The sequence below is a fragment of the Loigolactobacillus bifermentans DSM 20003 genome (genome assembly GCF_001434575.1).
In the GTDB taxonomy this organism is placed as follows: Bacteria; Bacillota; Bacilli; order Lactobacillales; family Lactobacillaceae; genus Loigolactobacillus; species Loigolactobacillus bifermentans.
The window spans coordinates 36,399-62,439 of the sequence record NZ_AZDA01000116.1; the positions used below are offsets into that span (position 1 = coordinate 36,399).

The 26,041-nt window shown below is 46.8% G+C and carries 18 protein-coding genes; all 18 read left to right on the top strand.

The window, feature by feature from the left end:
• The first annotated feature begins 63 nt into the window (after positions 1 to 63).
• The 18 genes from metG (at position 64) to FC07_RS12310 (ending at position 25,968) form a co-directional block, all read left to right on the top strand.
• On the top strand, positions 64 to 2,085 hold the full coding sequence (metG, locus tag FC07_RS12225; protein ID WP_057905373.1) for a methionine--tRNA ligase: 2,022 nt from the start codon (positions 64 to 66) through the stop codon (positions 2,083 to 2,085).
• A 65-nt stretch (positions 2,086 to 2,150) separates the two neighbouring features.
• Positions 2,151 to 2,921 (top strand): TatD family hydrolase, encoded by a 771-nt coding sequence (locus tag FC07_RS12230; protein WP_057905374.1) that lies wholly within the window; start codon positions 2,151 to 2,153, stop codon positions 2,919 to 2,921.
• Positions 2,922 to 3,491: a ribonuclease M5 gene (gene rnmV / locus FC07_RS12235; RefSeq protein WP_057905375.1), complete on the top strand. Its 570-nt coding sequence runs from the start codon at positions 2,922 to 2,924 to the stop codon at positions 3,489 to 3,491.
• Between the two features lie 69 nt (positions 3,492 to 3,560).
• Entirely contained in the window at positions 3,561 to 4,301 is a 741-nt protein-coding gene (locus FC07_RS12240; RefSeq protein ID WP_083483315.1) for a helix-turn-helix domain-containing protein, read from the top strand.
• A 152-nt stretch (positions 4,302 to 4,453) separates the two neighbouring features.
• Positions 4,454 to 5,332 carry a 16S rRNA (adenine(1518)-N(6)/adenine(1519)-N(6))-dimethyltransferase RsmA gene (gene rsmA / locus FC07_RS12245; protein ID WP_057905377.1) on the top strand — a complete coding sequence of 293 codons (879 nt, stop codon included), beginning with the start codon at positions 4,454 to 4,456 and terminating at the stop codon, positions 5,330 to 5,332.
• A 118-nt stretch (positions 5,333 to 5,450) separates the two neighbouring features.
• Positions 5,451 to 5,708: a Veg family protein gene (locus tag FC07_RS12250; RefSeq protein ID WP_057905378.1), complete on the top strand. Its 258-nt coding sequence runs from the start codon at positions 5,451 to 5,453 to the stop codon at positions 5,706 to 5,708.
• A gap of 538 nt (positions 5,709 to 6,246) precedes the next feature.
• Positions 6,247 to 13,806 carry a mucin-binding protein gene (locus FC07_RS12255; RefSeq protein WP_057905379.1) on the top strand — a complete coding sequence of 2,520 codons (7,560 nt, stop codon included), beginning with the start codon at positions 6,247 to 6,249 and terminating at the stop codon, positions 13,804 to 13,806.
• A 133-nt stretch (positions 13,807 to 13,939) separates the two neighbouring features.
• The gene (gene ispE / locus FC07_RS12260; RefSeq protein WP_057905390.1) at positions 13,940 to 14,794 is read left to right on the top strand and encodes a 4-(cytidine 5'-diphospho)-2-C-methyl-D-erythritol kinase; all 855 of its coding nucleotides are present in this window, start codon (positions 13,940 to 13,942) and stop codon (positions 14,792 to 14,794) included.
• Between the two features lie 121 nt (positions 14,795 to 14,915).
• The gene (gene purR / locus FC07_RS12265) at positions 14,916 to 15,758 is read left to right on the top strand and encodes a pur operon repressor (RefSeq protein WP_057905380.1); all 843 of its coding nucleotides are present in this window, start codon (positions 14,916 to 14,918) and stop codon (positions 15,756 to 15,758) included.
• Positions 15,759 to 15,780: 22 nt separating this feature from the next.
• Entirely contained in the window at positions 15,781 to 16,977 is a 1,197-nt protein-coding gene (locus tag FC07_RS12270) for a VanZ family protein (RefSeq protein ID WP_057905381.1), read from the top strand.
• Positions 16,978 to 17,123: 146 nt separating this feature from the next.
• Positions 17,124 to 18,503, top strand: a complete 1,380-nt coding sequence (gene glmU / locus FC07_RS12275; RefSeq protein WP_057905382.1) for a bifunctional UDP-N-acetylglucosamine diphosphorylase/glucosamine-1-phosphate N-acetyltransferase GlmU — start codon at positions 17,124 to 17,126, stop codon at positions 18,501 to 18,503.
• A gap of 135 nt (positions 18,504 to 18,638) precedes the next feature.
• Positions 18,639 to 19,619, top strand: coding sequence for a ribose-phosphate diphosphokinase (locus FC07_RS12280; protein ID WP_057905383.1), 981 nt, complete (start codon positions 18,639 to 18,641; stop codon positions 19,617 to 19,619).
• A gap of 66 nt (positions 19,620 to 19,685) precedes the next feature.
• Positions 19,686 to 20,591, top strand: coding sequence for a YdcF family protein (locus tag FC07_RS12285; protein ID WP_057905384.1), 906 nt, complete (start codon positions 19,686 to 19,688; stop codon positions 20,589 to 20,591).
• A gap of 456 nt (positions 20,592 to 21,047) precedes the next feature.
• Positions 21,048 to 22,148, top strand: coding sequence for an ABC transporter ATP-binding protein (locus FC07_RS12290; RefSeq protein WP_057905385.1), 1,101 nt, complete (start codon positions 21,048 to 21,050; stop codon positions 22,146 to 22,148).
• A 37-nt stretch (positions 22,149 to 22,185) separates the two neighbouring features.
• Positions 22,186 to 23,064, top strand: coding sequence for a carbohydrate ABC transporter permease (locus FC07_RS12295; RefSeq protein WP_235807512.1), 879 nt, complete (start codon positions 22,186 to 22,188; stop codon positions 23,062 to 23,064).
• A complete protein-coding gene (locus tag FC07_RS12300; protein ID WP_057905387.1) occupies positions 23,064 to 23,909 on the top strand; it encodes a carbohydrate ABC transporter permease in 846 nt (281 codons plus the stop codon). The genes FC07_RS12295 and FC07_RS12300 overlap by 1 nt, the downstream gene beginning before the upstream one ends.
• A complete protein-coding gene (locus FC07_RS12305) occupies positions 23,909 to 25,264 on the top strand; it encodes an extracellular solute-binding protein (protein WP_057905388.1) in 1,356 nt (451 codons plus the stop codon). Before FC07_RS12300 ends, FC07_RS12305 begins: the two co-directional genes overlap by 1 nt.
• A 14-nt stretch (positions 25,265 to 25,278) precedes the next feature.
• On the top strand, positions 25,279 to 25,968 hold the full coding sequence (locus FC07_RS12310) for a glycerophosphodiester phosphodiesterase (RefSeq protein WP_057905389.1): 690 nt from the start codon (positions 25,279 to 25,281) through the stop codon (positions 25,966 to 25,968).
• The last annotated feature ends 73 nt before the right edge of the window (positions 25,969 to 26,041 follow it).

The window sequence follows — 26,041 nt, forward strand, 5'->3', positions numbered from 1 at the left end:
AGCAGGCGCTTTTTTGGCTGTCATACCACGTTAAACCAGATTCGTTTAGAGGAGTTTAAGCTAATGGCAACAACACAAAAACCAACATTCTACATTACATCACCAATTTATTATCCATCAGGTCGGCTACACATTGGGAATTCTTACACCACAATTGCCTGTGATGTGTTAGCACGGTACAAGCGCTTAAAAGGGTATGATGTGTTCTATTTGACCGGCACCGATGAACACGGTTTGAAAATCGAACAAAAAGCCGATGCGTTAGGCGTTAGCCCACAAGCATACGTGGATGGCATGGCCGCTGACGTGAAAAAATTGTGGGAATTATTGGAGATCTCCAACGACAAGTTTATTCGCACCACCGATGATTACCATGTCAAAGCCGTTCAAAATATTGTTGAAAAATTAATTGAACAAGGCGACGTTTACTTAGGTGAATACGAAGGCTGGTATTCAGTTTCTGACGAAGAATACTTTACCGAATCCCAATTAGCCGAAGTTTACCGCGACGATAGTGGTAAGGTCATTGGTGGGAAAGCCCCAAGTGGTCATGACGTGCAATTAGTGAAGGAAGAATCTTACTTCTTTAAGATGAGCAAGTATGCCGATCGTTTGGTGAAATATTACGATGAACATCCTGATTTTATTCAACCTGCTTCACGTAAAAATGAAATGTTGAATAACTTTATTAAACCTGGTTTGGAAGACTTGGCGATGTCTCGGACCACCTTTAACTGGGGTGTGCCGATCAAGAGTAACGATAAACACGTGGTTTACGTGTGGGTCGATGCCTTGCTGAACTATATCACCGCTTTAGGCTACGGCAGTGATGATGACAGCTTGTTTAAGAAGTACTGGCCAGCGGATGTTCACATGGTTGGGAAAGAAATTGTACGGTTCCATACCATTTATTGGCCAATTATTTTAATGGCCTTAGGGGTACCATTGCCTAAGAAGGTTTTCGGTCATGGTTGGTTGTTGATGAAAGACGGCAAAATGTCCAAGTCAAAAGGAAACGTGGTTTACCCAGAAATGTTAGTTGAACGTTATGGCTTAGATGCATTGCGTTACTATTTGATGCGGGCCATTCCATTTGGCAATGACGGCGTGTTTACGCCAGAAGATTTCGTTGCCCGGATCAACTATGATTTGGCCAATGATTTAGGAAACTTGTTAAACCGGACGATTGCCATGATCAACAAGTACAATGATGGGGTTGTGCCAACTTGGCCAGGTCAAGTGACGACTTTTGACAAAAACTTAGAAGATTTAGCGGCTGAAGTCATTACCAAGTACGATGATGAAATGAATGCCGTGCACTTCTCGGATGCCTTAGATGAAGTTTGGCGGTTAATTAGCCGGACCAACAAGTACATTGATGAAACAGAACCTTGGGTGTTGGCCAAAGACGCTGCTAAAAAGGCTGAATTAGACAGTGTCTTGGCGCATTTGGCGGAATCATTGCGGATCGTGGCATTGTTATTACAACCTGTGATGACCCATGCGCCTAAGCAAATGTTTGCCCAATTAGGTTTAGATCTCGAAACGGCTAAAACGCTTGAAGTTGGGGCTTTCCCAGCTGATACAACCGTCGTCGCCAAAGGCAAGCCGTTATTCCCACGGTTGGATATGGACGCTGAAATTGCCTATATTCAAGGTGAAATGAAGAAGACCGTTGGCACCAACAAAAAGGACCACTCAGCGGACAAAAAGCCAGCTTGGGACCCAAATGCCACAGAACTCAACATGACGAAAAAGCCATTGAAATTTGAAACTTTCGACAAAACCGAATTGAAAGTGGCAATTATCAAAGCCGTTCAAAAAGTAGAAGGTGCTGATAAATTGTTGCAATTCCGGTTAGACGCAGGGGACAATCAAGATCGACAAATTTTATCGGGAATCGCTGAATTTTACCCAGACTATGAAAAATTAGTGGGGAAGCACGTGATTATCGTAGCAAACTTGAAACCACGTAAAATGCGCGGTCAAGTGAGCCAAGGCATGTTATTATCGGCTGAATACGGTGATAAAGTGCAATTGATCACTGTCAGCGACGCAATGCCAGCAGGCGCCTTAGTCGGCTAGTTGACGAAGAAGAGTGGGACTTAGGTTCGACTCTTTTTCCATGTTAAAGAGAAGGATGACTGAAAATGGAACTTTTTGATTCACATACACATTTAAACGACAAGCCGTTTGCTGGTGCTACTGAAAAGTACTTGCAACAAGCCCGGGATTTAGGCGTGACGAAAATGGCCATTGTTGGGTCTGATCGCGCGTTAAATCAAGGAGCCTTGGACTTGGCGGCGCAATATCCAGAATTGTCCGCCATTGTGGGCTGGCATCCTGAGTTTGTGCAAGACTATAATCAGGCTATTGAAGCCGAGCTGGTGCAACAGATACAGCGACCAGAAGTGGTGGCATTGGGTGAAATTGGTTTGGATTATCATTGGGATGAAGAACATCATCTGGCGCAACAGAAGTTATTTCAACATCAAATTGAAATGGCACAAACTTACAAGTTGCCGATCTCTGTGCATAGTCGCGATGCATTAGAGGACACTTACCGGATTTTAAAAGCCAGTCATGTGGAACGCACAGGCGGCATTATGCACAGCTTTAATGGGACCCCAGAATGGGCAGCGAAGTTTTTAGATTTAGGGATGATGATTTCGTTTAGTGGCGTGGTGAGTTTCAAAAACGCCCCTGACGTACATGCGTCAGCTAAAGTCATTCCAGCTGACCGTTTGTTAGTGGAAACGGATGCGCCTTATCTCACACCAGAACCTTATCGCGGTAAGCAAAACGAACCCGGTTATACCCGTTATGTGGCCGAAGCCGTGGCCAAATTACGGGATGTGCCAGTTGAGGCCATTGCGGCGGCCACTTTTGCCAATGCCAAACGGATCTTTAAGGTGAACTAAATGGAAAAACCAGTGATTCAGAAAATTGTGGTGGTGGAAGGTCGGGATGATACCCGGCGCTTGCAGGAAGTGTTAACCGTCGATACCATTGAAACCAACGGCTCGGCAATTGATGACGCAGTTTTAACCCAAATTAAAGCCGCTCAGGCTACCCGTGGCGTGATTGTGTTAACCGATCCAGATACACCAGGCCAAAAAATTCGCCAAACCATTTTACAAGCTGTACCCGATGTGAAACAGGCATTTTTACGCCAAGGCCAAGCCCAACCGGAAAAACATAAAAGTAGTTTAGGTGTGGAGCATGCTAGCAATAAGGCTATTTTAGCCGCTTTAAGCCATGCCCACACCACCACGGCGGCAGCGCCAGTGCAAATTACTAAACAACAATTACATGACGCTGGGTTAACCTTTGGCGCTGATGCCAAGTGGCGTCGGCAACAATTAGGCAACATTTTGCAAATCGGTTACGCCAATGGCAAACAATTGTATAAACGGCTGCAGGCTTTTCAAATTAGCCCTGCGGCATTTCAAGCAGCGGTGGCTCAATTGGACCACCATCAGGAAGATTGAGCAGTAGGCGGTAATGTACTATAGTGCGCTTTAATTTGCTGGTATATTGCATAGTAAGGACGTGACAAAATGATAAGAACTCATAGAATCAAGCTCTTACCAAATGCCAAAGTGCGTCACGTCTTAGATAACAACTTTGGATATTCACGCTATTGTTACAATCAGGCTTTAGAAATTTGGAATGTGCTGTATGAATCTCACCTTATCACAGAGGATAAGACCTTTCGTCCTAATCATTATAAGGTTAGGAACGCATTGGTTGGTGAAAAAGAAGATTGGCAATATTGTTATTCGGCACGAATTTTACAACAAGTATGTTTTAATTTAAATTGTGCTTGGCAAAGCTTTTTCAATCCGAACATGCCTCATGCAAGGAAGCCAAAATTCAAGTCAAAACGCAGTAGTCGACAAAGCTTTACGACAGACCGTGCTAAAGTAATTGGCAAATATCTCAAATTAGATCAACCATATCAAGCTAACTATGACAAAATTCGTATGACGGAACCATTGCGATTTACAGGTATCATTAAAACTACGACGATAACCAAGCGTGGTGATCAGTATCATGCTAGTATTGCAGTGGAAGTACCGGATAACGACTTTTATCCCGCAACGCAACGCTGTAGTAGTTGTGGAACGATTAAAACAAAGGATTGTTACGGTGGCAAACAAACATTGTCTGGCGATCTGATTCATCGTCAGCATCAAACTTATTATTGTTATAACTGTGGCACAGTCAGTGATCGTGACAAGAACGCCGTGGAAAATTTAATTCAATATGCGGCAGGGCTTTCTGCCGTTACGGTTTAAGAGTCGTTCAATGCCATTACCTGGACTTTCCAGATATGGGAATAGCGATGTTGACGAAACTAATCAAAATCTGTGACTTAATCGGATAAATCGATCATGAGATCAATATCCTAGGGATAAGATACTTTGTTACATTTTGGAAAGCAGGACGAATGACAGACAAGAAACAACTGATCGGGACGCCAACGCGGACCCGCGCTATTTTAGACACTTACGGCCTTTCCTTTAAGAAAAGCTTAGGCCAAAACTTTTTAACTGAACCCAAGATCTTACAACAAATTGCAGCTGCCGCCGAACTGACCCCCAACGATACCGTGATTGAAATCGGACCGGGAATCGGTAGTTTAACGGAAATTTTAGCCCAACAAGCAGGTTACGTCCTGGCGTTAGAAATCGATCAACGGTTATTGCCGATTTTAGATGACACTTTGGCAGATTATGACAATGTGACCGTGGTCCATCAAGATGTGTTAAAGGCGGATTTCCAAACGCTGTTACAACAGTATTTGCCTAAGGCACAAAATATTAAAGTCGTGGCGAACTTACCTTATTACATCACCACGCCGATCTTAATGCGGTTGTTAGCCAGCGACATTCGCTGGGAACAAATCGTGGTCTTGATGCAACGCGAAGTCGCCGAACGGTTAACGGCTAACCCGGGCACCAAGGCTTACGGCTCCTTATCTGTTGCGGTTCAGTTTGACATGGATGTCGATATTACCCAAATTGTGCCGCGAACTGTTTTTGTACCGCAACCCAACGTAGACTCCGCAGTTGTGCGCCTAAAACGCAAATCAGAACAGCGTACCTTGACCATTTCGGAAAAGGCCTTTACGCGTGTTGTGAAGGGCTGCTTTGCGAAACGGCGGAAGAGCCTATGGAATAATTTGCTGGCCTTATACGGCAAAGACGAGGCCACTCGGACGCGTTTAACAGCAGTGCTGGAACAGGTTGAAATTCAACCAAATCGGCGGGCAGAACAATTAAGTATTGACGATTTTATTCGCTTGGCAACCGCGTTAGAACAGTAATGGTAGCTCTTTCAAAAATATTAAGAACAATAGTTGCAGATACGTTTCGCTTGTGGTATAATTGCAAATTCCACTGTTATGTGTTATACTGATTTCATCTTTAGAAGAGGTGAAGCAAATGCCAATAACACTAGCGAGTATCAAAAAGACTCTCGATAGTAAAGTCGGGGAGAAAATGCTTGTTGTTGCCCAAGCGGGCCGTAAGAAGATTACGAAACGTAAAGGCGTCTTGCACGAAACGTATCCGGCTGTTTTTGTGGTAGATCTTGATCAGGATGAAAACGCCTTTGAGCGTGTTTCGTATAGTTACGCTGATTTACTAACGAAAACCATTGAAATCAAGTTTGCCGATGATTCCGATATTATGGCATCATAATCAAAGAACCGACTAGAATAAGCGCTAGCCGGTTTTTTTGTGCACTTTTTTAGAGGATTGGTAAATACCAGTAATATAAATTGTGTGAAATGAAGTTTACCAAAATTGATGATGGTCTAGAAAAGAGCGGTGATTGATAAAAAAAACAAAAAACAAAATTGTATATTTATTTAAAATGGTTCTTAAACAACTACGTGAACGTTTAACGATCGAAAGGGGAATAGTCACTATTAATAACTAGTTAATGGCATTAATTATAGATTTGTCGTTCGGTTTTAGACAAGATCCAAGTAGGGTTGTCCGGCAAACAATCGTCGTTTTCAGCTTATTTTGTCAAATGATTTTAGTATCGATTATTTATAATAGTATTTTTTTATTTTAGTATTTTGCTATTTTCGTGCTGTGATTATAGGCTTTGTTCAGATTATAAATGTTTTCTTCTTCTATCTTGGAATAAATTTAGCTAGCCCGCAGGTTAAACTAAATTTAAAACATACGGGAAATGGTCGACAATTGTGTGTCGATGGGAGGATGAAATATGCGGCAATCAAATGAAAAAACACGTCAAAAGATGTTACAGGCAACCATCGAAAGAGATGAGCATTTTAAACTCTATAAAGCCGGGAAGGTTTGGCTTGTTGCAGGCCTGGCCACTTTTGCGTTTGCCTTGGCACCACAAGTCGTTCATGCAGCTACCATTGATACCGTGGCGCAAACGACGGTTGATCAAACAGCGGCCGCAGATTTGGTGACAAGTCAGGCCACCAGCAGTGCCGCTTCAAGCGCTGCTTCGAGTGCCATTTCGGACACGACTTCCAGTGCTGCCTCAAGCGCTGCTTCAAGTGCCACTTCGGACACGACTTCCAGTGCCGCTTCGGATGTTGTTTCAAGTACAACCTCAAGTGCGGCCTCAACAGTTACTACCAGCAGTGTAGCTAGCAGTGCGGCTAATTCGGCACCAGTAGCAGCCAGTCAGGCGCAGTCAACGACTGTGGCAACAACAGCGGCCAGTTCAGCAAGCGTTGGTACCAGTGCCGCCCAAACCGCTAGTACCAGTAGCGCGGCTAGTGCTACCGGCAGTGCAAGTACGACTGTTCAAACAACACGTACCGATACACAAGCAACTAGCGCTGCAAGCGATTTAGCATCCTTAGCGGATCAGCTACCAGCCGGTACGAATTTGACTGAAACACTAACTGGCATAGCAGTTGATTTACCAGTGGGGGCAGACGTTGATCAGATTAAACAACAGCTTCGTACAAGTGGTGTGACAACACCAATTACCCTTACAGCCAAGGATGCCGCTGTGGCGTATCGTGATACCAGTAATAAAGTGAATGTGACATTATCCACGGATACCATTGGGTATGGCTCTGATGCGGATACGTTAACGGTTGGTTTGCGGATGACCTTAGTGGCAGGCGATGTGATCACGATGACGTTTCCAACGGACTCACCCATTATTAACTGGGGTGGGTACCAAGCAGTGGCGAGTAATGTTGGGGTTGCCACGAAGCAGGAGAATGCAGATGGCACGACAACTTACACCTTAACCGCAACAGGCAATTATCAGGTCAGTCAGGATATTACCTTAAACTTAACCGATAATAACGCCGTAAAAACGATTTCAGCAGCCGATATTGGGACAACACAGCGTCAGATCACTTGGACGGTGAATGGCGTGGCCCAAACGCCGATAACGGTGACGCAGACCATTCAACCTGAAACAACCATTGGGACACCAACCCGCACCCATCCAAGCACCACTGCAGTCCCAACGGTTTCAGTTAATAATGATTTGATTTATAGTTTAGATTTAGGCGAATCAACTGGGGCAAAAGATGATACAACCTCTGGACAAGTCAGCAAGGCTTTGAACACAGGGGGTGCAACTGTTACGATCCCAGTGCCAGCAAGTTTCTTATTAAATGAAACAGCGACAGCCGTTTATAACACAACTAGCGGTACCACCATTACACAACCAGGCGGGGCTGGTGGTGATATTGTGATCACAGTGGCGGCTAATACTGGTGCGGACATTTATTCAGATTCGGCATATACATTGGTCGGGCAGTATCAAATGGCACAGCCTGGGACGGCTACCACTTTAACCGCTACGAGTCCGATCACATTTACCCAAACCTATGATGATGGCACCACCACAACCGTCACAGGGCCGACTTGGACAGAAACGATTGCTGGTGATCAGGAAACTGGCAATTCGATCAAAATGACTTTAACGCCAACAGGGAACAGTAGCGCGGCTAGCTTAGAGCTCGTATTAAATGGCAATACCGCTGATGATCCTGAAACCGTAAGTAGTATCGGCTTTACGTTAAATGCCGATCAAGTACAAACAGGGACCTTTGTCCTGACCATTCCGGATGGGGTGGATGCCACGAGTATTACAACGCCAAAATCGGGGATCATGGCGCCAGAACAATATGTGACGGATGGCTATTATTTACCAGGGACGACGAGCTACACCTACACCCTAACCTTAGCAGATGGCACCGTTGAAACAGGCACGGTTGCGGCTGGCGATACGATTACGCCAACTGGGACTGCTTCAATTCGTAAAGCGGAATTCACGCCAAACGAGTTAGCACCAGGTGCCTATACCACCGACGACAATGATTTTCAGATTCACGGTCATTTGACGAGCACCTATGCGAATGGTCAAGCGGTTAAAAATGGGGATACGCTAAAGTTTGTTTATGATTATGTGGCGCAATTTGCCAATGGGGTTACCGAAACCACCACCACTAATTTGACGGAAACCATTGTCTCTGAAAAAGGTTTAGCGCTTGCCTGGGATTATGAGTATGGTACGGCGCCTGGTGATTCAGGCGTATTACGGCTACAAGCTAATGGCAATAGCAAGCAAACGACGGATTCAATTTACGAACCGATCCTCTATTTTGTGATTCCTAAAAATACCACGATTACTGGCTATAATATTCCGGATGGGCAACACCCTGTGATCACCCAATATACCACAGCAGACGGGCGAACTGGCGTTAAAATGGACTTTACAGGAACCGGTGAGTCTGTGGATACCTCAATTAAGACTTTGGACAACTTAGGGGTTAATCTAATCAACTCATTAGATGCGGTAACGAGTACCAGTGCTGCTGAGTCCTACATTACGTCGCCAACAACCGCTTTGATTAATGTGACGAAAGTCACTGATGCTAGTTTAACGGCTGGCGATACAAATGCGGTTCAAATGAACTCTGGTTCTTCTAGTCCGAATCCTTTTACCTGGACGGTGACCACCGCCGATTATATCGGCGCAGTAACCATGGCGCAAGGCAATCAGGATGCTGATTTAAGCGCTGCTGGTAAGGCTGATGAGCGAGGCGATGAGACCTTAACGTATACGTACACCATGGTTAATGGCAGTGGTACGACGGCTACAAATACCAGCGTGGTTTTGAATTTACCGACCACTGGCGATACACTAGGATCGACTTTCACCTATGATTTAACCGGCCCTGTCAGCGTGCCAACAACCTATAGTATGAGTGGGACGCCCTTAACAGCTACTGTTTTATATTCAAAGCAGACCTACACAACAGATGCTTCAGCGACTGCTGCTGATTTAACGAACTTCGTTACTGCCGCTGAGATCGGTGATGATTGGGCTTCTGTTCGAGCAGTTTACATTAATTTCAATTCCGTCCCTGCGCAAGATACAACAGGGCGGGTCACATTAACGGGAACTGCTGAACAATTTATTGCGCAAGGGACACATGTGGGCTATTTAAATAGCTTTACATTCTATAATGGTTCACCCGTAAGCGAAGCAACAACAGCCACAGCTGCAAAGATCACGATCAATGGGACCTCTACTGTCACAGCTCAGGCGCATTATGTGGATGCTAATGGCGATGATCAATATGTTGCTTTGGATGATTTAACCAAGACTTTAACTGACAATCAAGACAAACTTGAGAATGATTATCCAACCACAATTGCTGACTTTAGTGAAGCAGACCAAGCGCTATTACCAGTTGGTTATTCGTTAACGGAAACGAAAATCGTGAATTCAGACGCAACTTATGCAAACAACATGCCAAATAATGCGGCCGTTTTAGGTGGGGTCTCACAATATGATTATGATGGCGATATCGTCCAATTTGAATTAACGCGGGATCAACCTACAACGGCAACAAATGTGATCACGAAAGTGGTGCATTACGTAGATGAAAATGGAACGCCAATTGCTGATGATTATGTCGATGCCGTGACGATTACCCAAATAACGGATCAGGCCGCTGGGACTGTGACATATGAGCCAAGTAAGGCGGCTTTAGGGTATCAAGCTGATCCAACAATTACGGGCTACACCGTGACAACGGATTCGGCAATTGCGACCAGCAGCCAAACTGTGACTTTTGGAAGCGATAATATTGAAGTCACTGTCGTTTACAGCAAAAATCCAACCACCGTTGCAAATGATACGATTACGAAAACGGTGCACTATCGATCAGCGGATGGGACAAAGCTAGCAGGTGATTATACAACCAGTGTGATCTTAACGAAAACTACCGATACTGTCACGGGGATGGTGAGCTATACCCCTATATCAGAAATACTAACAGGCCAAGCCAACCCAACGATTACCGGCTACCACGTGGTGACCAATCCGGCCGGCGCAACGACCAGTGAAACCGTTGAATTTGGCGACGCAAATCTTGAGTATACCGTGGTCTATAATCTAAACACGCCAACCATGGCACTAGATACAGTCACCAAAACGGTCCATTATGTGGATCAGGATGGTAAGACCATTGCGCCAGATTACACTAGCCACGCCAATATCACGCGGCTGACTGGCCCAGATACCATGGATCCAACGACTGGTGATTTGATCAAAGGCCAAGTGACTTACGGCCCGGCTACCTCAAAAGTAAGTGGCCAAGCCAACCCAACCATTACGGGCTACCACGTGGTGACGAATCCAGCCGGCGCAACAACCAATGAAACTGTTGAATTTGGCGACGCAGATCTTGAGTATACGGTAGTCTACAACAAAGATACGCCACAAATGAACTTAGATACTGTCACGAAAACAGTCCATTATGTGGACCAGGACGGCAAGACCATCGCGCCCGATTACACCAGTCACGCCAACATTACAGAGCTTATTGATCCTGTAACCGGCGATAAGACGTATGGCCCAGCAACGTCAACAGTCGCTGGTCAGGACAATCCAACGCTTACGGGTTATCATGTAGTGACGAACCCCGCAGGTGCAACAACTAATGAAACCGTTGAATTTGGCGACGCAGATCTTGAGTATACGGTAGTCTACAACAAGAACACGCCAAAGATGAACTTAGACACCGTCACGAAAACGGTGCACTATGTGGATCAGGATGGCCAGACCATCGCACCAGATTACACTAGCCACGCCAACATTACGGAGCTTATTGATCCGGTAACCGGTGAAAAGACTTACGGTCCGGCAACGTCAACAGTAGGCGGTCAGGACAACCCAACGCTTACGGGTTATCATGTGGTGACCAATCCCGCAGGTGCAACAACCAATGAAACCGTTGAATTTGGCGACGCAGATCTTGAGTATACGGTAGTCTACAACAAGAACACGCCACAAATGAACTTAGACACCGTCACAAAAACGGTGCACTATGTGGACCAAGATGGCAACACCATCGCACCAGATTACACTAGCCATGCCAACATTACGGAGCTTATTGATCCGGTAACCGGTGAAAAGACTTACGGTCCGGCTACTTCAACAGTGGGTGGCCAAGCAAATCCAACGCTTACGGGCTACCATGTGGTAACCAATCCAGCTGGTGCGACAACCAGTGAGACTGTTGAATTTGGCGATGCGGATCTTGAATATACAGTGGTCTACAATAAAGACACACCACAAATGAACTTGGATACCGTGACGAAAACCGTGCATTATGTGGACCAAGATGGCCAGACCATCGCACCCGATTACACTAGCCACGCGAATATTACGGAGCTTATTGATCCGGTAACCGGTGAAAAGACTTACGGCCCGGCTACTTCAAAAGTAAATGGCCAAGCGAACCCAACACTTACAGGTTATCATGTGGTAACCAATCCAGCCGGTGCAACAACCCGTGAAACTGTTGAATTTGGCGACGCAGATCTTGAATATACGGTGGTCTACAACAAAGATACGCCACAAATGAACTTGGATACTGTGACGAAAACAGTCCATTATGTGGATCAAGATGGCCAGACCATCGCACCCGATTACACTAGCCACGCGAATATTACGGAGCTTATTGATCCGGTAACCGGCGAGAAGACGTCTGGCCCGGCTACTTCAAAAGTAAATGGCCAAGCGAACCCAACGATTACAGGTTATCATGTGGTAACCAATCCAGCCGGTGCAACAACCCGTGAAACCGTTGAATTTGGCGACGCAGATCTTGAGTATACGGTAGTCTACAACAAAAACACACCACAAATGAACTTGGACACTGTGACGAAAACAGTCCATTATGTGGACCAAGACGGCCAGACTGTTGCACCTGACTACACCAGTCACGCGAATATTACGGAGCTTATTGATCCGGTAACCGGCGAGAAGACTTACGGCTCAGCAACGTCAACAGTAAGCGGCCAAGCAAATCCAACAATTGCCGGTTATCATGTAGTGACGAACCCAGTTGGTGCAATAACTAATGAAACTGTTGAATTTGGCGATGCGGATTTTGAATATACAGTGGTCTACAATAAAGACACACCACAGATGAACTTGGATACCGTGACGAAAACAGTCCATTATGTGGATCAAGATGGCCAGACCATCGCACCAGATTACACCAGCCACGCGAATATTACGGAGCTCATTGATTCCGTAACAGGTGATAAGACGTACGGTCCAGCCGCTTCAAAAGTTGCTGGCCAAGCGAGCCCAACAATTACGGGCTATCATGTGGTAACGAACCCAGCTGGCGCAACAACCAGTGAGACTGTTGAATTTGGCGATGCGGATCTTGAATATACAGTAGTCTACAATAAAGACACACCACAAATGAACTTGGACACCGTCACCAAAACAGTCCATTATGTGGATCAAGATGGCCAGACCATCGCACCAGATTACACCAGCCACGCGAATATTACGGAGCTCATTGATTCCGTAACAGGTGATAAGACGTATGGTCCGGCTACTTCAACAGTAAGCGGTCAGGCTAATCCAACGACTGCCGGATACCATGTGGTAACGAACCCAGCCGGCGCAACAAGTAGTGAAACCGTTGAATTCGGTGACACAGATCTTGAATATACGGTAGTCTACAACAAAGATGCGCCACAAATGAACTTGGACACCGTCACCAAAACAGTCCATTATGTGGATCAGGACGGCAAGACAATCGCGCCTGACTACACCAGTCACGCAAATATTACAGAGCTCATTGATCCTGTAACCGGCGAAAAGACGTACGGTCCGGCAACGTCAACAGTAAGCGGCCAAGCAAACCCAACAATTGCCGGTTATCATGTGGTAACGAACCCCACAGGTGCAACAACCAATGAAACAGTGGCCTTTGGTGACGCTGATTTGGATTACACCGTTATTTATGCGGCAAACCCAGATACTGATGATAATGGCACGCCAGGTAACAACGGTGGTACCACAACACCGAATGATAACGGTGGGACAACACCAGGCAACAATGGTGGTACCACAACACCAGGTAATAGCGGTGGCACCACAACGCCGAATGATAACGGTGAGACAACACCAGATAACAACGGTGGTACGACAACACCAAGTCATCATGGGGCGACGACAACGCCAGACAATCATGACGGTACCGATACCCCAGGCCAATCAAGTGCCGCGTCGACCTCAACGTCTGAAACCGACACGTCAACCGTGATGCCGACTGTGGCAACCACGTCAGATACAACCGCAACACCATCAAGCAAACACCGTGTCGCAGCGTCAAATACCGCGGCGAAAGCGGTAACGACTTTACCCCAGACGGGCGAGGACACGCAATCGCAGTTGGCTTTATTAGGGGCCAGCATGCTGGCTTTGTTAGGCTTCGTCGGTTATCGGCGGAAGCGCGATTAAGCAAGCTTCAATCAGAATCAGCTCAAAGCTGGTTCTGTTTTTTGTTGCTGGCACAAAATTGCTTTATTTTCGTTTCACAAATCATGCTAAAATGAGTATAATAATAAAAAATATGCGAGTGGGTGAAATCATGGTGACGATTACAGAAAAAGCACCAGCAAAAATCAATCTTAGCCTCGATGCCCGATTTCAGCATACAAACGGTGACCATGAATGGCAAATGGTGATGACTTCGGTGGATCTGGCAGATTATGTTGAAATCACGCCACGGTTGGATCAACAGATTCGGATTCGCACCACCAGTGGCTTTTTACCGGTGGATCAGCGCAATCTGGCGTATCAAGCAGCGCGCTTGCTGCAGCGTCAGTATCAGGTGCGGCAAGGCGCCCAAATTACGATTAAAAAGCAGATTCCAGTAGCAGCAGGATTAGGCGGCGGCAGCTCGGATGCTGCGGCCGTTTTGCGTGGTCTCAATCGTCTGTGGCGGCTGGAGCGGCCTTTAAGTGAGCTGGCCCATTTAGGCTTGCAAATCGATTCTGACGTGCCGTATTGTGTGTATTCGCGGACGGCTTATGTTAGTGGGCGTGGCGATGAAATCGAGTTGTTGCCAGAATTGCCACCTTTTTGGGTGATTTTGGCGAAACCGCGGGTCAGTGTGTCGACGCCGAGTATTTTGCGGGCCATTGATTACGCCAAACTGACAGTGCATCCGGCTGCGGCGCCGTTAGTGACTGCGATCCACCAAGGCGACTTTCAACAAATGACCCAGGTGATGGGAAATGCGTTGGAACCGATCACCAGCAAACGGCATCCTGAAATTTCAAACCTGAAACACCGAATGTTACGATTTGGGGCAGAGGTGGCTCAGATGAGTGGTAGCGGTCCCACCGTGTTCGGGTTATGCGCGCGAGCCTCGCGGGCACAGCATGTTTACAATAGTATGCGCGGTTTTTGTAAGGAAGTTTATTTAGTAAGACCCTTACGTTAAATCATAGCGATTTGATAAAATTCCGAACAATTTCGGTTATTTTCGTAAAATCGCTAGTTTTTTGCGGTGAAACTCCTTATAATGGGGAAGCAAACTTTTTAAGAAAGAAAGAGGTATCCCCATGAAAGCTCGAAGAAGCGAACGCTTAATCGACATGACACATTATTTATATGAACGTCCTCACACACTTGTGCCGTTAACGTTTTTTGCGCGCCGCTACGATTCTGCTAAATCTTCCATTAGTGAAGATCTTGGCATTGTGCGACGGACCTTTGCCGCTCGGGGCACCGGTATTTTAGAAACCATCCCTGGTGCCGCAGGTGGTGTGCGGTTTATCCCCACCATCAGCCCCCAAGATGCACAAACCTTTATTCAAGAAATGACAGATCGTTTGGAAGAACCCAATCGGTTATTGCCAGGTGGCTACGTTTATCTCTCTGATCTACTGGGCCAACCTGATGTTTTACGGAAAGTTGGACGCTTGATTGCCACCCAATATGTGGATCAGTCCATCGATGCTGTGATGACGGTGGCCACAAAAGGCGTGCCGATTGCCCAAAGCGTCTCCATGTATTTAAATGTTCCGTTTGTGATCGTTCGGCGTGACTCGAAGATCACAGAAGGCTCTACGGTGAGTGTCAACTATGTCTCCGGCTCGTCTGAACGGGTGGAGAAAATGGAATTGTCCAAACGCAGCTTGCCTCGCGGTTCCCGCGTGTTAGTGGTCGACGACTTTATGAAAGGCGGCGGCACGGTTAACGGGATGAAGAGCTTGATCGAAGAATTTGAAGCAGAATTAGTCGGGGTCACCGTTTTTGCGGAATCCGCCTTTAATGGTGAACGCGTGATCGATGATTACACGGCCTTATTAGCCGTGGATGAAGTGAATTCACGGGATGAATCCATTCATGTTCGGCCAGGCAATTATTTACAACGGGCCTTTGGTGACCAATTAACAAAGTAGTTTTAAAAGGTAGGTGACGTGAATGGCACCTTACATGCAATCACTGCGGACAGCGCTGTGGTTTTTCCCAATTTTAGCGCTGGGATTGACGATTCCATTGTTGATGCTGGAATATCGTCGCTATGGCGCGCTGACTTTTTGGCGCGCTTTTGTTGTCTATACGTTTAGTTTTTATTTACTGGCGGCTTATTTAATGGTGATCTTGCCACTGCCGCCGCGGGCGGTGGTGGCCCAGCTTACCACGCCGCGTTACAATTTACACCCGCTCATGGTGTTTTATCAGTTTTTTGACAATACGGCCTTTCAATGGCTACAGCCGCACACTTGGTTGATTGCCATCAAGCAGCCTGGTTTTACCCAACCCTTTTTCAACCTGTTACTGACGGTGCCGTTTGGCGTGTATTTACGCTATTATTTCCGGCGTTCCTTTAAGCAAACCCTGTTGCTGACGTTTGGGCTAACCTGCTTCTTTGAATTAACGCAGTTGTCAGCGTTGTACGGCTTGTACCCACGGCCTTATCGCTTGTTCGATGTGGATGATCTGTTGATCAACACCACTGGTGGCTTGCTGGGTTATGCCATTGCGCCTGTGTTAACGTGGCTCTTCCCGTCTTATCAAACCATGAAATCGGCAGCTTACCGCAAAGGGTTACGGGTGAGCTACACTCGCCGCGGTGTGGCGTTTGTCATTGATTGGATCGTGATGACCATGGCGTTGACCACCATGACCGTGTTTATTCACCGGGTGTTTGGCATTCATGATCTGCACCACCATATTTTATGGTTTTACTTAGTGACCGCCGGCTTTTACTTCGTGGTCTTTCCTTACTTGACCAACGGCTTGACCATTGGCAAATGGTTGGTTCGCATTCAAATTGTGGAACGCGCTGGCCGTTTAGAATTAAGCTTTTGGCATTTGTTTATTCGTCAAATCATTTTGTACGGCGTCATTGTGCCAGGGCTAGGGTATTGGTTGCCGCGGATGGGCTTAGCAGCTATGCGGGCGCCGCAACGGTTGGTGGATTTTTACTTATTGGCGGCACTGTTAACGGTGACCTTGGCGGCAGTGTTTGCCATTCATGTGCTGCTGGCCATGCTGTATCAACATGATCGGTTATTTTATGAACAGCTCAGTCAAACCGAACAAATTAGTACGGTCCGTTCTGGCGATTCATCGGTGATGCCTGACCAAAAGGCAGCGTCACAAAACGGTGTGTGATTTTCTGATGTGAAAGTCACCACCGTTTTTTTGCGTCTTTTTTAAAGGGGAAGCGTCATTTTAGGAAAAACTAGGGGTGGCGCTTGCCGTGGTAATCGTTGTGGATTATCATTAAAGAAATGAATGTGGCGAAGGAGAAATTTTTTATGACAGCGAAATATACAGTGATTTTAGCAGCTGGGCAAGGTACCCGTATGAAGTCTAAATTGGCCAAGGTGTTGCACCCTGTGTGTGGCCGACCGATGGTGGACCATGTGTTAACGCAAGCGGAAACCTTGCATCCTGATCAGATCGTGACGATCGTGGGCCATGGCGCTGCCGAAGTGAAACAAGCCTTAGGGCAACGGACAGAATACGCCTTACAAGCGGAACAAAAAGGTTCCGGTGATGCCGTATTACAGGCTGAAGCACTGCTAGGCCAGAAACAAGGCATGACGCTGGTGGTAAGTGGCGACACCCCGTTGTTAACGGCAAACACGTTTGAACAATTATTTGAGTATCACAAAGAAAAAGGCGCTAAGGCCACGGTATTAACGGCCACTGCACCCGATCCAACTGGTTATGGCCGGATCATTCGCAACGAGATCGGTGTGGTTGAAAAAATCGTGGAACAAAAAGACGCTTCAGATACGGAAGCCGCGATTCATGAAATCAACACGGGGGTGTATTGCTTTGACAACCAAGCGTTGTTCCAAGCCTTACACCAAGTGGGCAATGACAATGCGCAAGGGGAATACTATTTAACAGACGTGATTGGTATTTTAAAGCAAGCCGGTGAAATCGTCGCAGCTTATAAAATGAAGGATTTTGAAGAATCCATGGGGGTTAACGATCGCAAGGCCTTATCTGTGGCCACACAAGTCATGCAACGGCGGATCAATGAAACCCATATGACCAACGGGGTGACGTTACAAAATCCTGCCACAACGGCCATTGAAGTGGGCGTTAAAATTGGCGCCGATACCACCATTGAAGGCGGCGTGACCTTAAAAGGCAACACGGTGATCGGTGACGACTGCTTCATTGGCACCCATTCTGAATTACGGGACGCGACCATTGGCAATGGTGTCCGTGTGACTAGCTCAACCATTGAAGAATCTGTCATGCGGGACCACAGTAATATTGGGCCAAATAGTCACTTACGGCCATTGTCAGATATTGGCGAACACGTGCACATTGGCAACTTCTGCGAAGTAAAAAAGGCGACCATCGGCAACTATACCAAGGTGGGTCATTTAACGTATGTTGGCGATGCCACTCTTGGCGAACACATCAATGTGGGCTGCGGCGTGGTGTTTGTCAACTATGATGGGTTGCACAAGCATCATTCAAATGTTGGCGATTGGTCCTTTATTGGCAGTAATGCCAATGTGGTGGCGCCAGTTGAAATCGCTGATCACGCCTTCATCGCTGCTGGCTCAACAATCACCAACGATGTGGCCTTTCACGATATGGCCATTGCCCGCGCACGTCAAACCAATAAGCCAGATTTTTGGTCACGCTTGCCGCATGAACCAGAAGATTAAGCTTTCATGAGAACCACGCGATTTCATGAAACTGCTCTTGATTTGGGCTCGTAAATTGCCTATTATTTAAATGTGAGTGTTTTGCTGGAGAATAATTTTGTGTTTTACGGCACGAATCTTAAATTGGAGGCTCTTATGTCAGAACAATATTTTGATCCGAAGTTGAAAATTTTTGCGCTAAATTCAAACAAACCTTTAGCGGAAAAAATCGCGCAGGAAGTCGGCGTTGAATTAGGAAAAACCACTGTTAACAAGTTTAGTGATGGTGAAATTCGGATCAACATTGAAGAAAGTATCCGTGGGGATCATGTTTACGTGATTCAATCAACTTCACGTCCTGTTAATGATAACTTAATGGAATTAATGATCATGATCGACGCATTACGGCGTGCTTCAGCCGCATCGATCAACGTTGTTATGCCTTATTATGGTTATGCACGGCAAGATCGGAAGTCACGTTCACGCGAACCAATTACGGCGAAGTTAGTCGCAAACATGTTGGAAATGGCTGGCGCAACTCGGATTTTAGCGTTAGACCTACACGCTGCCCAAATCCAAGGTTTCTTCAATATCCCAGTCGATCATTTAATGGGTGCGCCTTTGATTGCGGACTATTTCTTGACCCACGGTTTAGACAAAGATGCCGTTGTTGTTTCACCTGATCATGGTGGCGTCACACGGGCCCGTAAATTGGCTGAATTCTTAAAAGCACCATTGGCCATTATCGACAAGCGTCGGCCTAAGGCAAACGTTGCGGAAGTCATGAATATTATCGGGGATGTTAAAGGCAAGAAATGTATCTTGATCGATGACATGATCGATACAGCTGGGACGATCACATTAGGTGCACAAGCTTTGAAAGACGCTGGCGCCGTTGAAGTCTACGCTAGCTGTACCCATCCTGTTTTGTCTGGCCCAGCCATTCAACGGATCCAAGATTCAGCCATCAAACAATTGGTCGTCACCGATTCAATTGAATTGCCAGAAGAAAAACTGATCGACAAGATCGTTCAAATCTCAGTTGGCCCATTAATGGGTGATGCCATCAAGCGCATCCATGAAAATAAGCCAGTGAGCCCATTATTTGAAAACAAGTTTCATAAAGACGAAAACTAAATTTTAAAATTCGGGAGAGAGTCAATCCATTGGGTTGATTCTCTTTTTTTCACGGAGGTGACGTCAATGCTGTGGTTAACAAGCGGTAGCTGTTTATTGCTGGGAATCGGTGCGGCCGGGTGGCCCAGTCAAATTTGGACCCAGCGGTTATTTAGCGCCAGTTTAGCGGCGTGGTGTTGGTTGATCGTGGCCCACTTTGGGTTAGACTGGGTGTGGCCGGTATTGCTGTGGGGCACCATTGGCGTCGGGGGTGGTTGTTGCTGGTTAGGTTACCATTGGATACGTCGGCAACACTGGGGCCGAGGCAGTGTCACCTTAGTGATTGGTAGCTTGTGGATAAGTAGTGGGAGTGGGTATCACCAGTTACCCACAAGTTATCAACAGGTGTTGCAGTGGTTGATCTTAGTAGGCTGTGCACAAGTGGTGAGTTTAGCCTGGAGTGGGGGCTGGCTGTGGCTGAGCAGTCAACGTTGTCAGGTGCCGGTGCCAGTCGTGGTCTTAGGAGCCGGCTTAACGCCAAGTGGGCAGGTTACCCCCATTTTGGCCAGCCGCTTAAAGCGCGCCCAGCAAGCTTGGCAGACAGCGCCGCGTTCCATTGTGGTCAGTGGTGGGCAAGGGCCAGATGAGCCTTGGTCAGAGGCCCACGCCATGGCCCAGTGGCTGGTGCAGCACAACATTCCCGCAACAGCGATCCAGTGTGAAGACCAATCCACAAGTACTGTGGAGAACTTGAAATTCAGCGCCCAATGCTTATCCACAGATGCTGTCCAACTTATCACCAGTGATTTTCACCTATTACGCACCAGCTGGCTGGCGCAACATCAACACTTACACGCCAGCTATTTAGCCGCACCAACACCATGGTACCAGCTCCCCAGTAACCTATTGCGTGAGCTGGTGGCCTTAGTGGCCATGAACGCTTGGTGGTTGGTGGTCAGTGGCAGCGGGGTAGGTTGGTTGCTGTTGCGCTAGCGGTCTGCTAGGTTGCGTTACGTTGATAAACGTTAAAGGTGGCAGAAGAAAGCAATGCCGATTTTAAGGTTATTTCTGATTTGAATGGCGGCTTTCGTTAACCGATTCAGGTGAAAATTGTAAAAGCACTTTAAAATCGCCGTTAAATGGTGTGTTATTTTTACAAAGTTAAAGTAGCACGAGCCGAAAAGGCCGACAACTCGCAATTGTCGGCCTTTTTTAAGCGTCAATTGGTAATTTACGTTTTCAATACGTTATCGGTACGAAAATAACATAAAGACTAGCTAAAATGAAGGTGTTGATTGGTTAACCCTAACGTTTACATGAAAAGTTAGGGAAAATTTTATCAACAGGGGGCACCCTGTTTCCGGTGTGTGGGGTGTTGCTTGCCAACCTGGAGACAAGGGGCATCAAAAGTTTGCCAAAGCAAATCAACTTTAAGGAGTGTTGGCACAAATGACAATTCAATTGGAACAGTTGGCGAAGACTTATGCTGACAGCGAGGTACCCGTTTTAACCGACGTGTCCGTAGAGGTGGCAGATAACGAATTTTTTGTGATCGTTGGGCCATCTGGTTGTGGGAAAAGTACGTTGTTACGCATGATTGCAGGGTTAACATCGATTTCTGCTGGACAGCTGAAAATCAACGGTGTGTTAGCCAATGACCTACCGCCAAAGGCACGACAATTAGCTATGGTTTTTCAAAGTTATGCGTTGTATCCCTTTTTAACGGTGGCGGCTAACGTCGGTTTTGGACTGAAGGCCCGTCATTTTTCGGCACCAGAGATTCAGCAGCGGGTAGCACATGCGCTGAAAATGGTCAATTTAACGGAACTGAAAGACCGAAAACCCAAAGCCTTGTCTGGGGGACAGCGGCAGCGGGTGGCCTTAGCACGGGCGATTGCCAGTGACGCCAAAATCTGTTTAATGGATGAACCGTTATCAAATTTAGACGCGCAACTGCGGGCACGCATGCGTCTGGAATTAAAACAATTACAACAGCAATTAGGGTTAACGGTGATCTACGTGACGCATGACCAAGTGGAGGCCATGACCATGGCAGATCGGGTGATGATTTTAAATGAGCATCAGGTTCAACAGATCGATACGCCGATCAACGTTTATCAAAATCCTAAAAACGAATTTGTGGCGCAATTCTTCGGGACGCCGCAGATCAATTTACTGACGGCAACGGTCACTGGGCACCAATTACAGGTCACCCCTGATTTCAACTTAGCCGTCACACGCCCTTTACCAGAAGGAACTGCCCTATGTGTGGGTATTCGGCCGAACCAGCTCCAATTTAAGCTCACGTCGCGCAACGCGAATGCACGGATCCAAACCGTGGCCTATCTTGGTGATAAATTGGTGGCAACAGCGCGGTTAAGCGATGATCAAGCCGTCCGGTTAGTCAGTGCGGAAACGACAACTTTGGCGCCAGGAGACTTGATTGCGATCACTGGCGCACAACAAGTCGTTTTGTTTGATAACGCAACTGGCAAACTGATCACAACGGAACAGGAGGTGGCTGCTCGTGCAACAATCGCTGTCGGGTAAAGCCAAGACGCGGCCGTTAACGCCAGCCAATGTCACTGTGGGGCGCAGGCGCTGGTCAGAGCGCGGGTACGCTTTACTCTTCCTAGGGCCATCCCTAGCGCTACTGGCTGTTTTTATTTTTTGGCCGATGCTTAAAACGCTCTATATGAGTTTCTTTTTAACGGATAAATTTGGGCACATAACGGTTTTTAATGGCCTAGGCAACTACCGCTCATTATTGCAAGATGCTTCCTATTGGGCGAGTCTAGGGGCAACGCTGAGCTACGTGGCGGTGGTGGCCGTTTTAACTATTGTGCTAGGCCTGATCTTAGCCGTTGCTGCGCAACAACAATTAAAAGGAATCGGCTTTTTTAAAACGTTGTTTTCGTCGACCATGGGAATTTCTGTGTCGGTTGCGGCTATTTTTTGGCTATTTGCCTTTAACCCATCAGTAGGGGTGTTTGCACAGCTCTCACAGGCGTTGCATTTGCCGGAGATCAACTGGTTAGCTGATCCTCATTTTGCGTTGCTGGCGATTATTATCACTACTGTTTGGATGAACTTAGGCTTCACATTCCTGATTTTATTCGGTGCCCTGCAACAAGTGCCGCGCAGTCTTTATGACGCCGCAGACGTGGCCGGGGTTGCGAAACGAACGCAATTCTTAAAAGTAACGTTACCCATGATTTCACCGACTTTATTTTTTGTGACAACGGTGACCTTGATCGATGCCTTTAAAAGCTTTGGCTTGATCGATTTGATGACGGCTGGTGGGCCTAGTAACGCAACAAATTTACTGGTCTATCGGGTTTACCAGGATGCTTTTCTAAATGGCAGTTATGCCCAAGCTAGCACGGAGTCAGTGGTTTTGACCCTGCTAATTGCCGTGGTCACATTGGTGCAGTTTAAACTTTTTGGAAAGCGGGTGACCTATTGATGACACCGATCCAACCAGTGGTCGCTCATGAAAACAAGCGGCGTTTTAAATTGATCGGGCGGTATACCCTATTAGTGGGCTTAGGCTTGATCGTGATTGGTCCGTTTATTTTAGGGCTCTGGACCAGCTTATTGCCAACCGCCGCCATTTCCAAAGGCGCGCTTTGGGGGAAGTTATCCTTCGATAATTACGTCACGGCAATCACCACCACGCCGATCCTGCGCTATTTGCTCAATAGTTTTGTGATTGCAATGGTGACGACGATCAGCCAATTGTTATTTTGCTCGATGTCGGCTTATGCATTTGTTTTTCTTAAATTTAAGTATCAGCGGCCATTATTTGCCCTGTTCTTGGTCACGATGATGCTGCCGTTTGAGGCGGAGGTGATTCCCAATTTTGCAACCGTCCGCGCCTTAGGGTTATTGAACCATTACGCAGTGATGATCGTGCCGTTTTTAACCACTGCTTTTGGCACGTTTATGTTGCGCCAGAATTTTCTACAAATGCCCAAAGAACTTAAAGAGGCAGCGGATGTAGAAGGGTTGTCCCACTGGCAATTTTACTGGCGTATGACACTGCCTTACGCAAAAATTAGCTTGTTGACCTTAGCGGCCTACAGTTTTCTCAGTAGTTGGAATCAATATTTATGGCCGATGTTAACCACTTTTAGTGACCAGTTTCGTCCCGTTCAGGACGGCCTGCGCCAGTTACAAGGACAGGAAACTTTTAATAACTGGGGCATGATCCAAGCCAGTGCAGCCATTGTGGTGATTCCAACTTTAATTGTTTTGTTGATCGGACAACACTATTTCAAGGCTGGGTTAAATGAAGGGGCGGTTAAATAATGGCAGTCAAACTTGAAACACGCTTATGGTGGTGCTGGTTAAGCGGTCTTCTGCTGATCGTCACGCTGACATTTGGGCTCGGAACGACTGCTTATGGCGCCGGCCGCACCAAAATCGTTTTCTGGCATGAAATGACAGGGCCGGCGCAGGCACAATTAATGACGGATGCCAAAGCGTTTAACGCCAGTCAATCCAAATATGAAGTTGTGCCGGAATTTGAAGGCAGCTACAATGAGGCGGTTCAAAAAATTTTGCATACCCACGGTACCAGTGCTGCGCCGGCACTATTCCAGTCGATGGACGTTTCCACGGCTCAGTTGTACCATGCCAATGTTGCCACACCAGTTCAGAAGTTCATTGATGCGGATCACTATGACGTGAGCCAGATCTCATCAGTGGCGCGGGCTTTTTATTCACAAAATGGTAAACAGATCTCAATGCCGTTTAATACGTCACAACCAGTTTTGTACTATAACGCCTCGTTGCTCAAACGGTTAGGAATTAAGGCGCCGCCAGTGAACCCAACTTACAGCGACATTACCCGCGTGGCAAAGGCAATCACCGCTAAGTCAAACGGTAAGGTCAAAGGTCTAACGGTAGAGGTTTACGGTTGGTTATTTGAACAGTTTATGGCGAACGGCAATACGGTGATGGCCAATCAAAACAATGGCCGCAGCGGATACCCCACAACGGTTGATTTTACGTCAACCGCCACTCAAAAGGCGATGGCCTGGATCCGGGAAAATATTCAGGCGAAAGACTTTATAGACTTTGGTGCCGGCTCGCAAGCTGAGTCCAATGAAATCGCGGCGTTTTTAGCCGGTAAACTTGGGATGTTCGTCCAATCATCAGCGTATATCAGTCAGCTATTGGCCGGTACCAAGGACCAATTAGGCATCACGTACTATCCTCACGCAGATGGCACCAAGGCCAATGGCGTTTCCATTGGTGGCGCCTCATTGTGGATCGCGAACAGCCAGCCTAAAAACGTGCAACAAGGGGCCTGGCAATTCATTAAGTATGTGATGACGCCTCAAGCGCAAGCAGCATGGCAAAAGGCTACCGGGTATCTGGCCTTGAACCAAAAGTCACAACATCAGGCCATTTTAAAACAGCTTTATGCTAAGCAACCAGTGGCCAAGGTGCCTAGCGAGCAGTTAGCAGCGGCGACGGCCAATCCTGCTAATTCGGGCATTTTTATGGAAGGGTTGTTACAAGAACGGACCCTGACCCAAACGGCGATGGCAACGATCTATAACGGTGGCAATATTACTTCAGCTTTGAAAACGGCGGAAACCAGTATGAATCAATATCTGGCGAATAATAATCGCGCCAATCAATACACTAACCACTAAAGGGATGAACTTTAATGAAAACAGTTATTTTTGGTCATCGTGGGATTCCGGTGAAATTTCCAGAAAATTCGTTAGCCGGTTTCCAGTATGCGTTGGAACATGGTGTTGAAGGGTTAGAGTTTGATGTTCATTTGACGCGGGATAACGTGCCGGTGATCATGCACGATGAGCGCATTGATCGCACAACGAATGGCCAAGGGCGCCTTCGTGAGCTAACCTATCACCAGTTGCGGCAATTTAAACTGGCAAATGGTGAGTCAGTTCCCTGCCTGCAGGAACTATTAGCATTGGTCGGGCGCCAACCGGTTAGCCTTAATCTGGAATTCAAAACAGACCAGATCCAATATCAAGGCATCGAAGCCCGGGTGCTACGGTGCGTGGCCCAAACCCCGTTAGCGCAAAATGTGATCTATTCTTCCTTTAATATCGCGACTTTGCAAATGGCGAATGCAATTGCACCCAATCAGCAATATTGTTACCTAGCGGATCATGTGATCCAAGCGCCAATCACGTTCATTCGTCAGCAACATTTAAGCGGGCTGCATCTCAGCCACTATCAACCTTTAAGGGACTATCCTGAAAGAATTTGGACGGTAAACGACACGCCGACGCTACAAAAATGCTTCCAAAACCAGGTTGCCGGAATTTTTACCGATGATTTCGAACACGCAATGGCAGTTCGGGCAGGGAAAGTAATGCGCTAGCTAAAAAGCGGCTATCACACTGAAGTGCCCTACAATTGTTAGACAAGAAGTCTAATGATTGTGGGGCTTTTCT

Excerpts from the sequence above, each read along its gene's own strand:
- metG (WP_057905373.1), top strand. The coding sequence starts at position 64 with ATGGCAACAACACAAAAACCAACATTCTACATTACATCACCAATTTAT.
- FC07_RS12230 (WP_057905374.1), top strand. The coding sequence starts at position 2,151 with ATGGAACTTTTTGATTCACATACACATTTAAACGACAAGCCGTTTGCT.
- rnmV (WP_057905375.1), top strand. The coding sequence starts at position 2,922 with ATGGAAAAACCAGTGATTCAGAAAATTGTGGTGGTGGAAGGTCGGGAT.
- FC07_RS12240 (WP_083483315.1), top strand. The coding sequence starts at position 3,561 with ATGATAAGAACTCATAGAATCAAGCTCTTACCAAATGCCAAAGTGCGT.
- rsmA (WP_057905377.1), top strand. The coding sequence starts at position 4,454 with ATGACAGACAAGAAACAACTGATCGGGACGCCAACGCGGACCCGCGCT.
- FC07_RS12250 (WP_057905378.1), top strand. The coding sequence starts at position 5,451 with ATGCCAATAACACTAGCGAGTATCAAAAAGACTCTCGATAGTAAAGTC.
- FC07_RS12255 (WP_057905379.1), top strand. The coding sequence starts at position 6,247 with ATGCGGCAATCAAATGAAAAAACACGTCAAAAGATGTTACAGGCAACC.
- purR (WP_057905380.1), top strand. The coding sequence starts at position 14,916 with ATGAAAGCTCGAAGAAGCGAACGCTTAATCGACATGACACATTATTTA.
- FC07_RS12270 (WP_057905381.1), top strand. The coding sequence starts at position 15,781 with ATGGCACCTTACATGCAATCACTGCGGACAGCGCTGTGGTTTTTCCCA.
- glmU (WP_057905382.1), top strand. The coding sequence starts at position 17,124 with ATGACAGCGAAATATACAGTGATTTTAGCAGCTGGGCAAGGTACCCGT.
- FC07_RS12280 (WP_057905383.1), top strand. The coding sequence starts at position 18,639 with ATGTCAGAACAATATTTTGATCCGAAGTTGAAAATTTTTGCGCTAAAT.
- FC07_RS12285 (WP_057905384.1), top strand. The coding sequence starts at position 19,686 with ATGCTGTGGTTAACAAGCGGTAGCTGTTTATTGCTGGGAATCGGTGCG.
- FC07_RS12290 (WP_057905385.1), top strand. The coding sequence starts at position 21,048 with ATGACAATTCAATTGGAACAGTTGGCGAAGACTTATGCTGACAGCGAG.
- FC07_RS12300 (WP_057905387.1), top strand. The coding sequence starts at position 23,064 with ATGACACCGATCCAACCAGTGGTCGCTCATGAAAACAAGCGGCGTTTT.
- FC07_RS12305 (WP_057905388.1), top strand. The coding sequence starts at position 23,909 with ATGGCAGTCAAACTTGAAACACGCTTATGGTGGTGCTGGTTAAGCGGT.
- FC07_RS12310 (WP_057905389.1), top strand. The coding sequence starts at position 25,279 with ATGAAAACAGTTATTTTTGGTCATCGTGGGATTCCGGTGAAATTTCCA.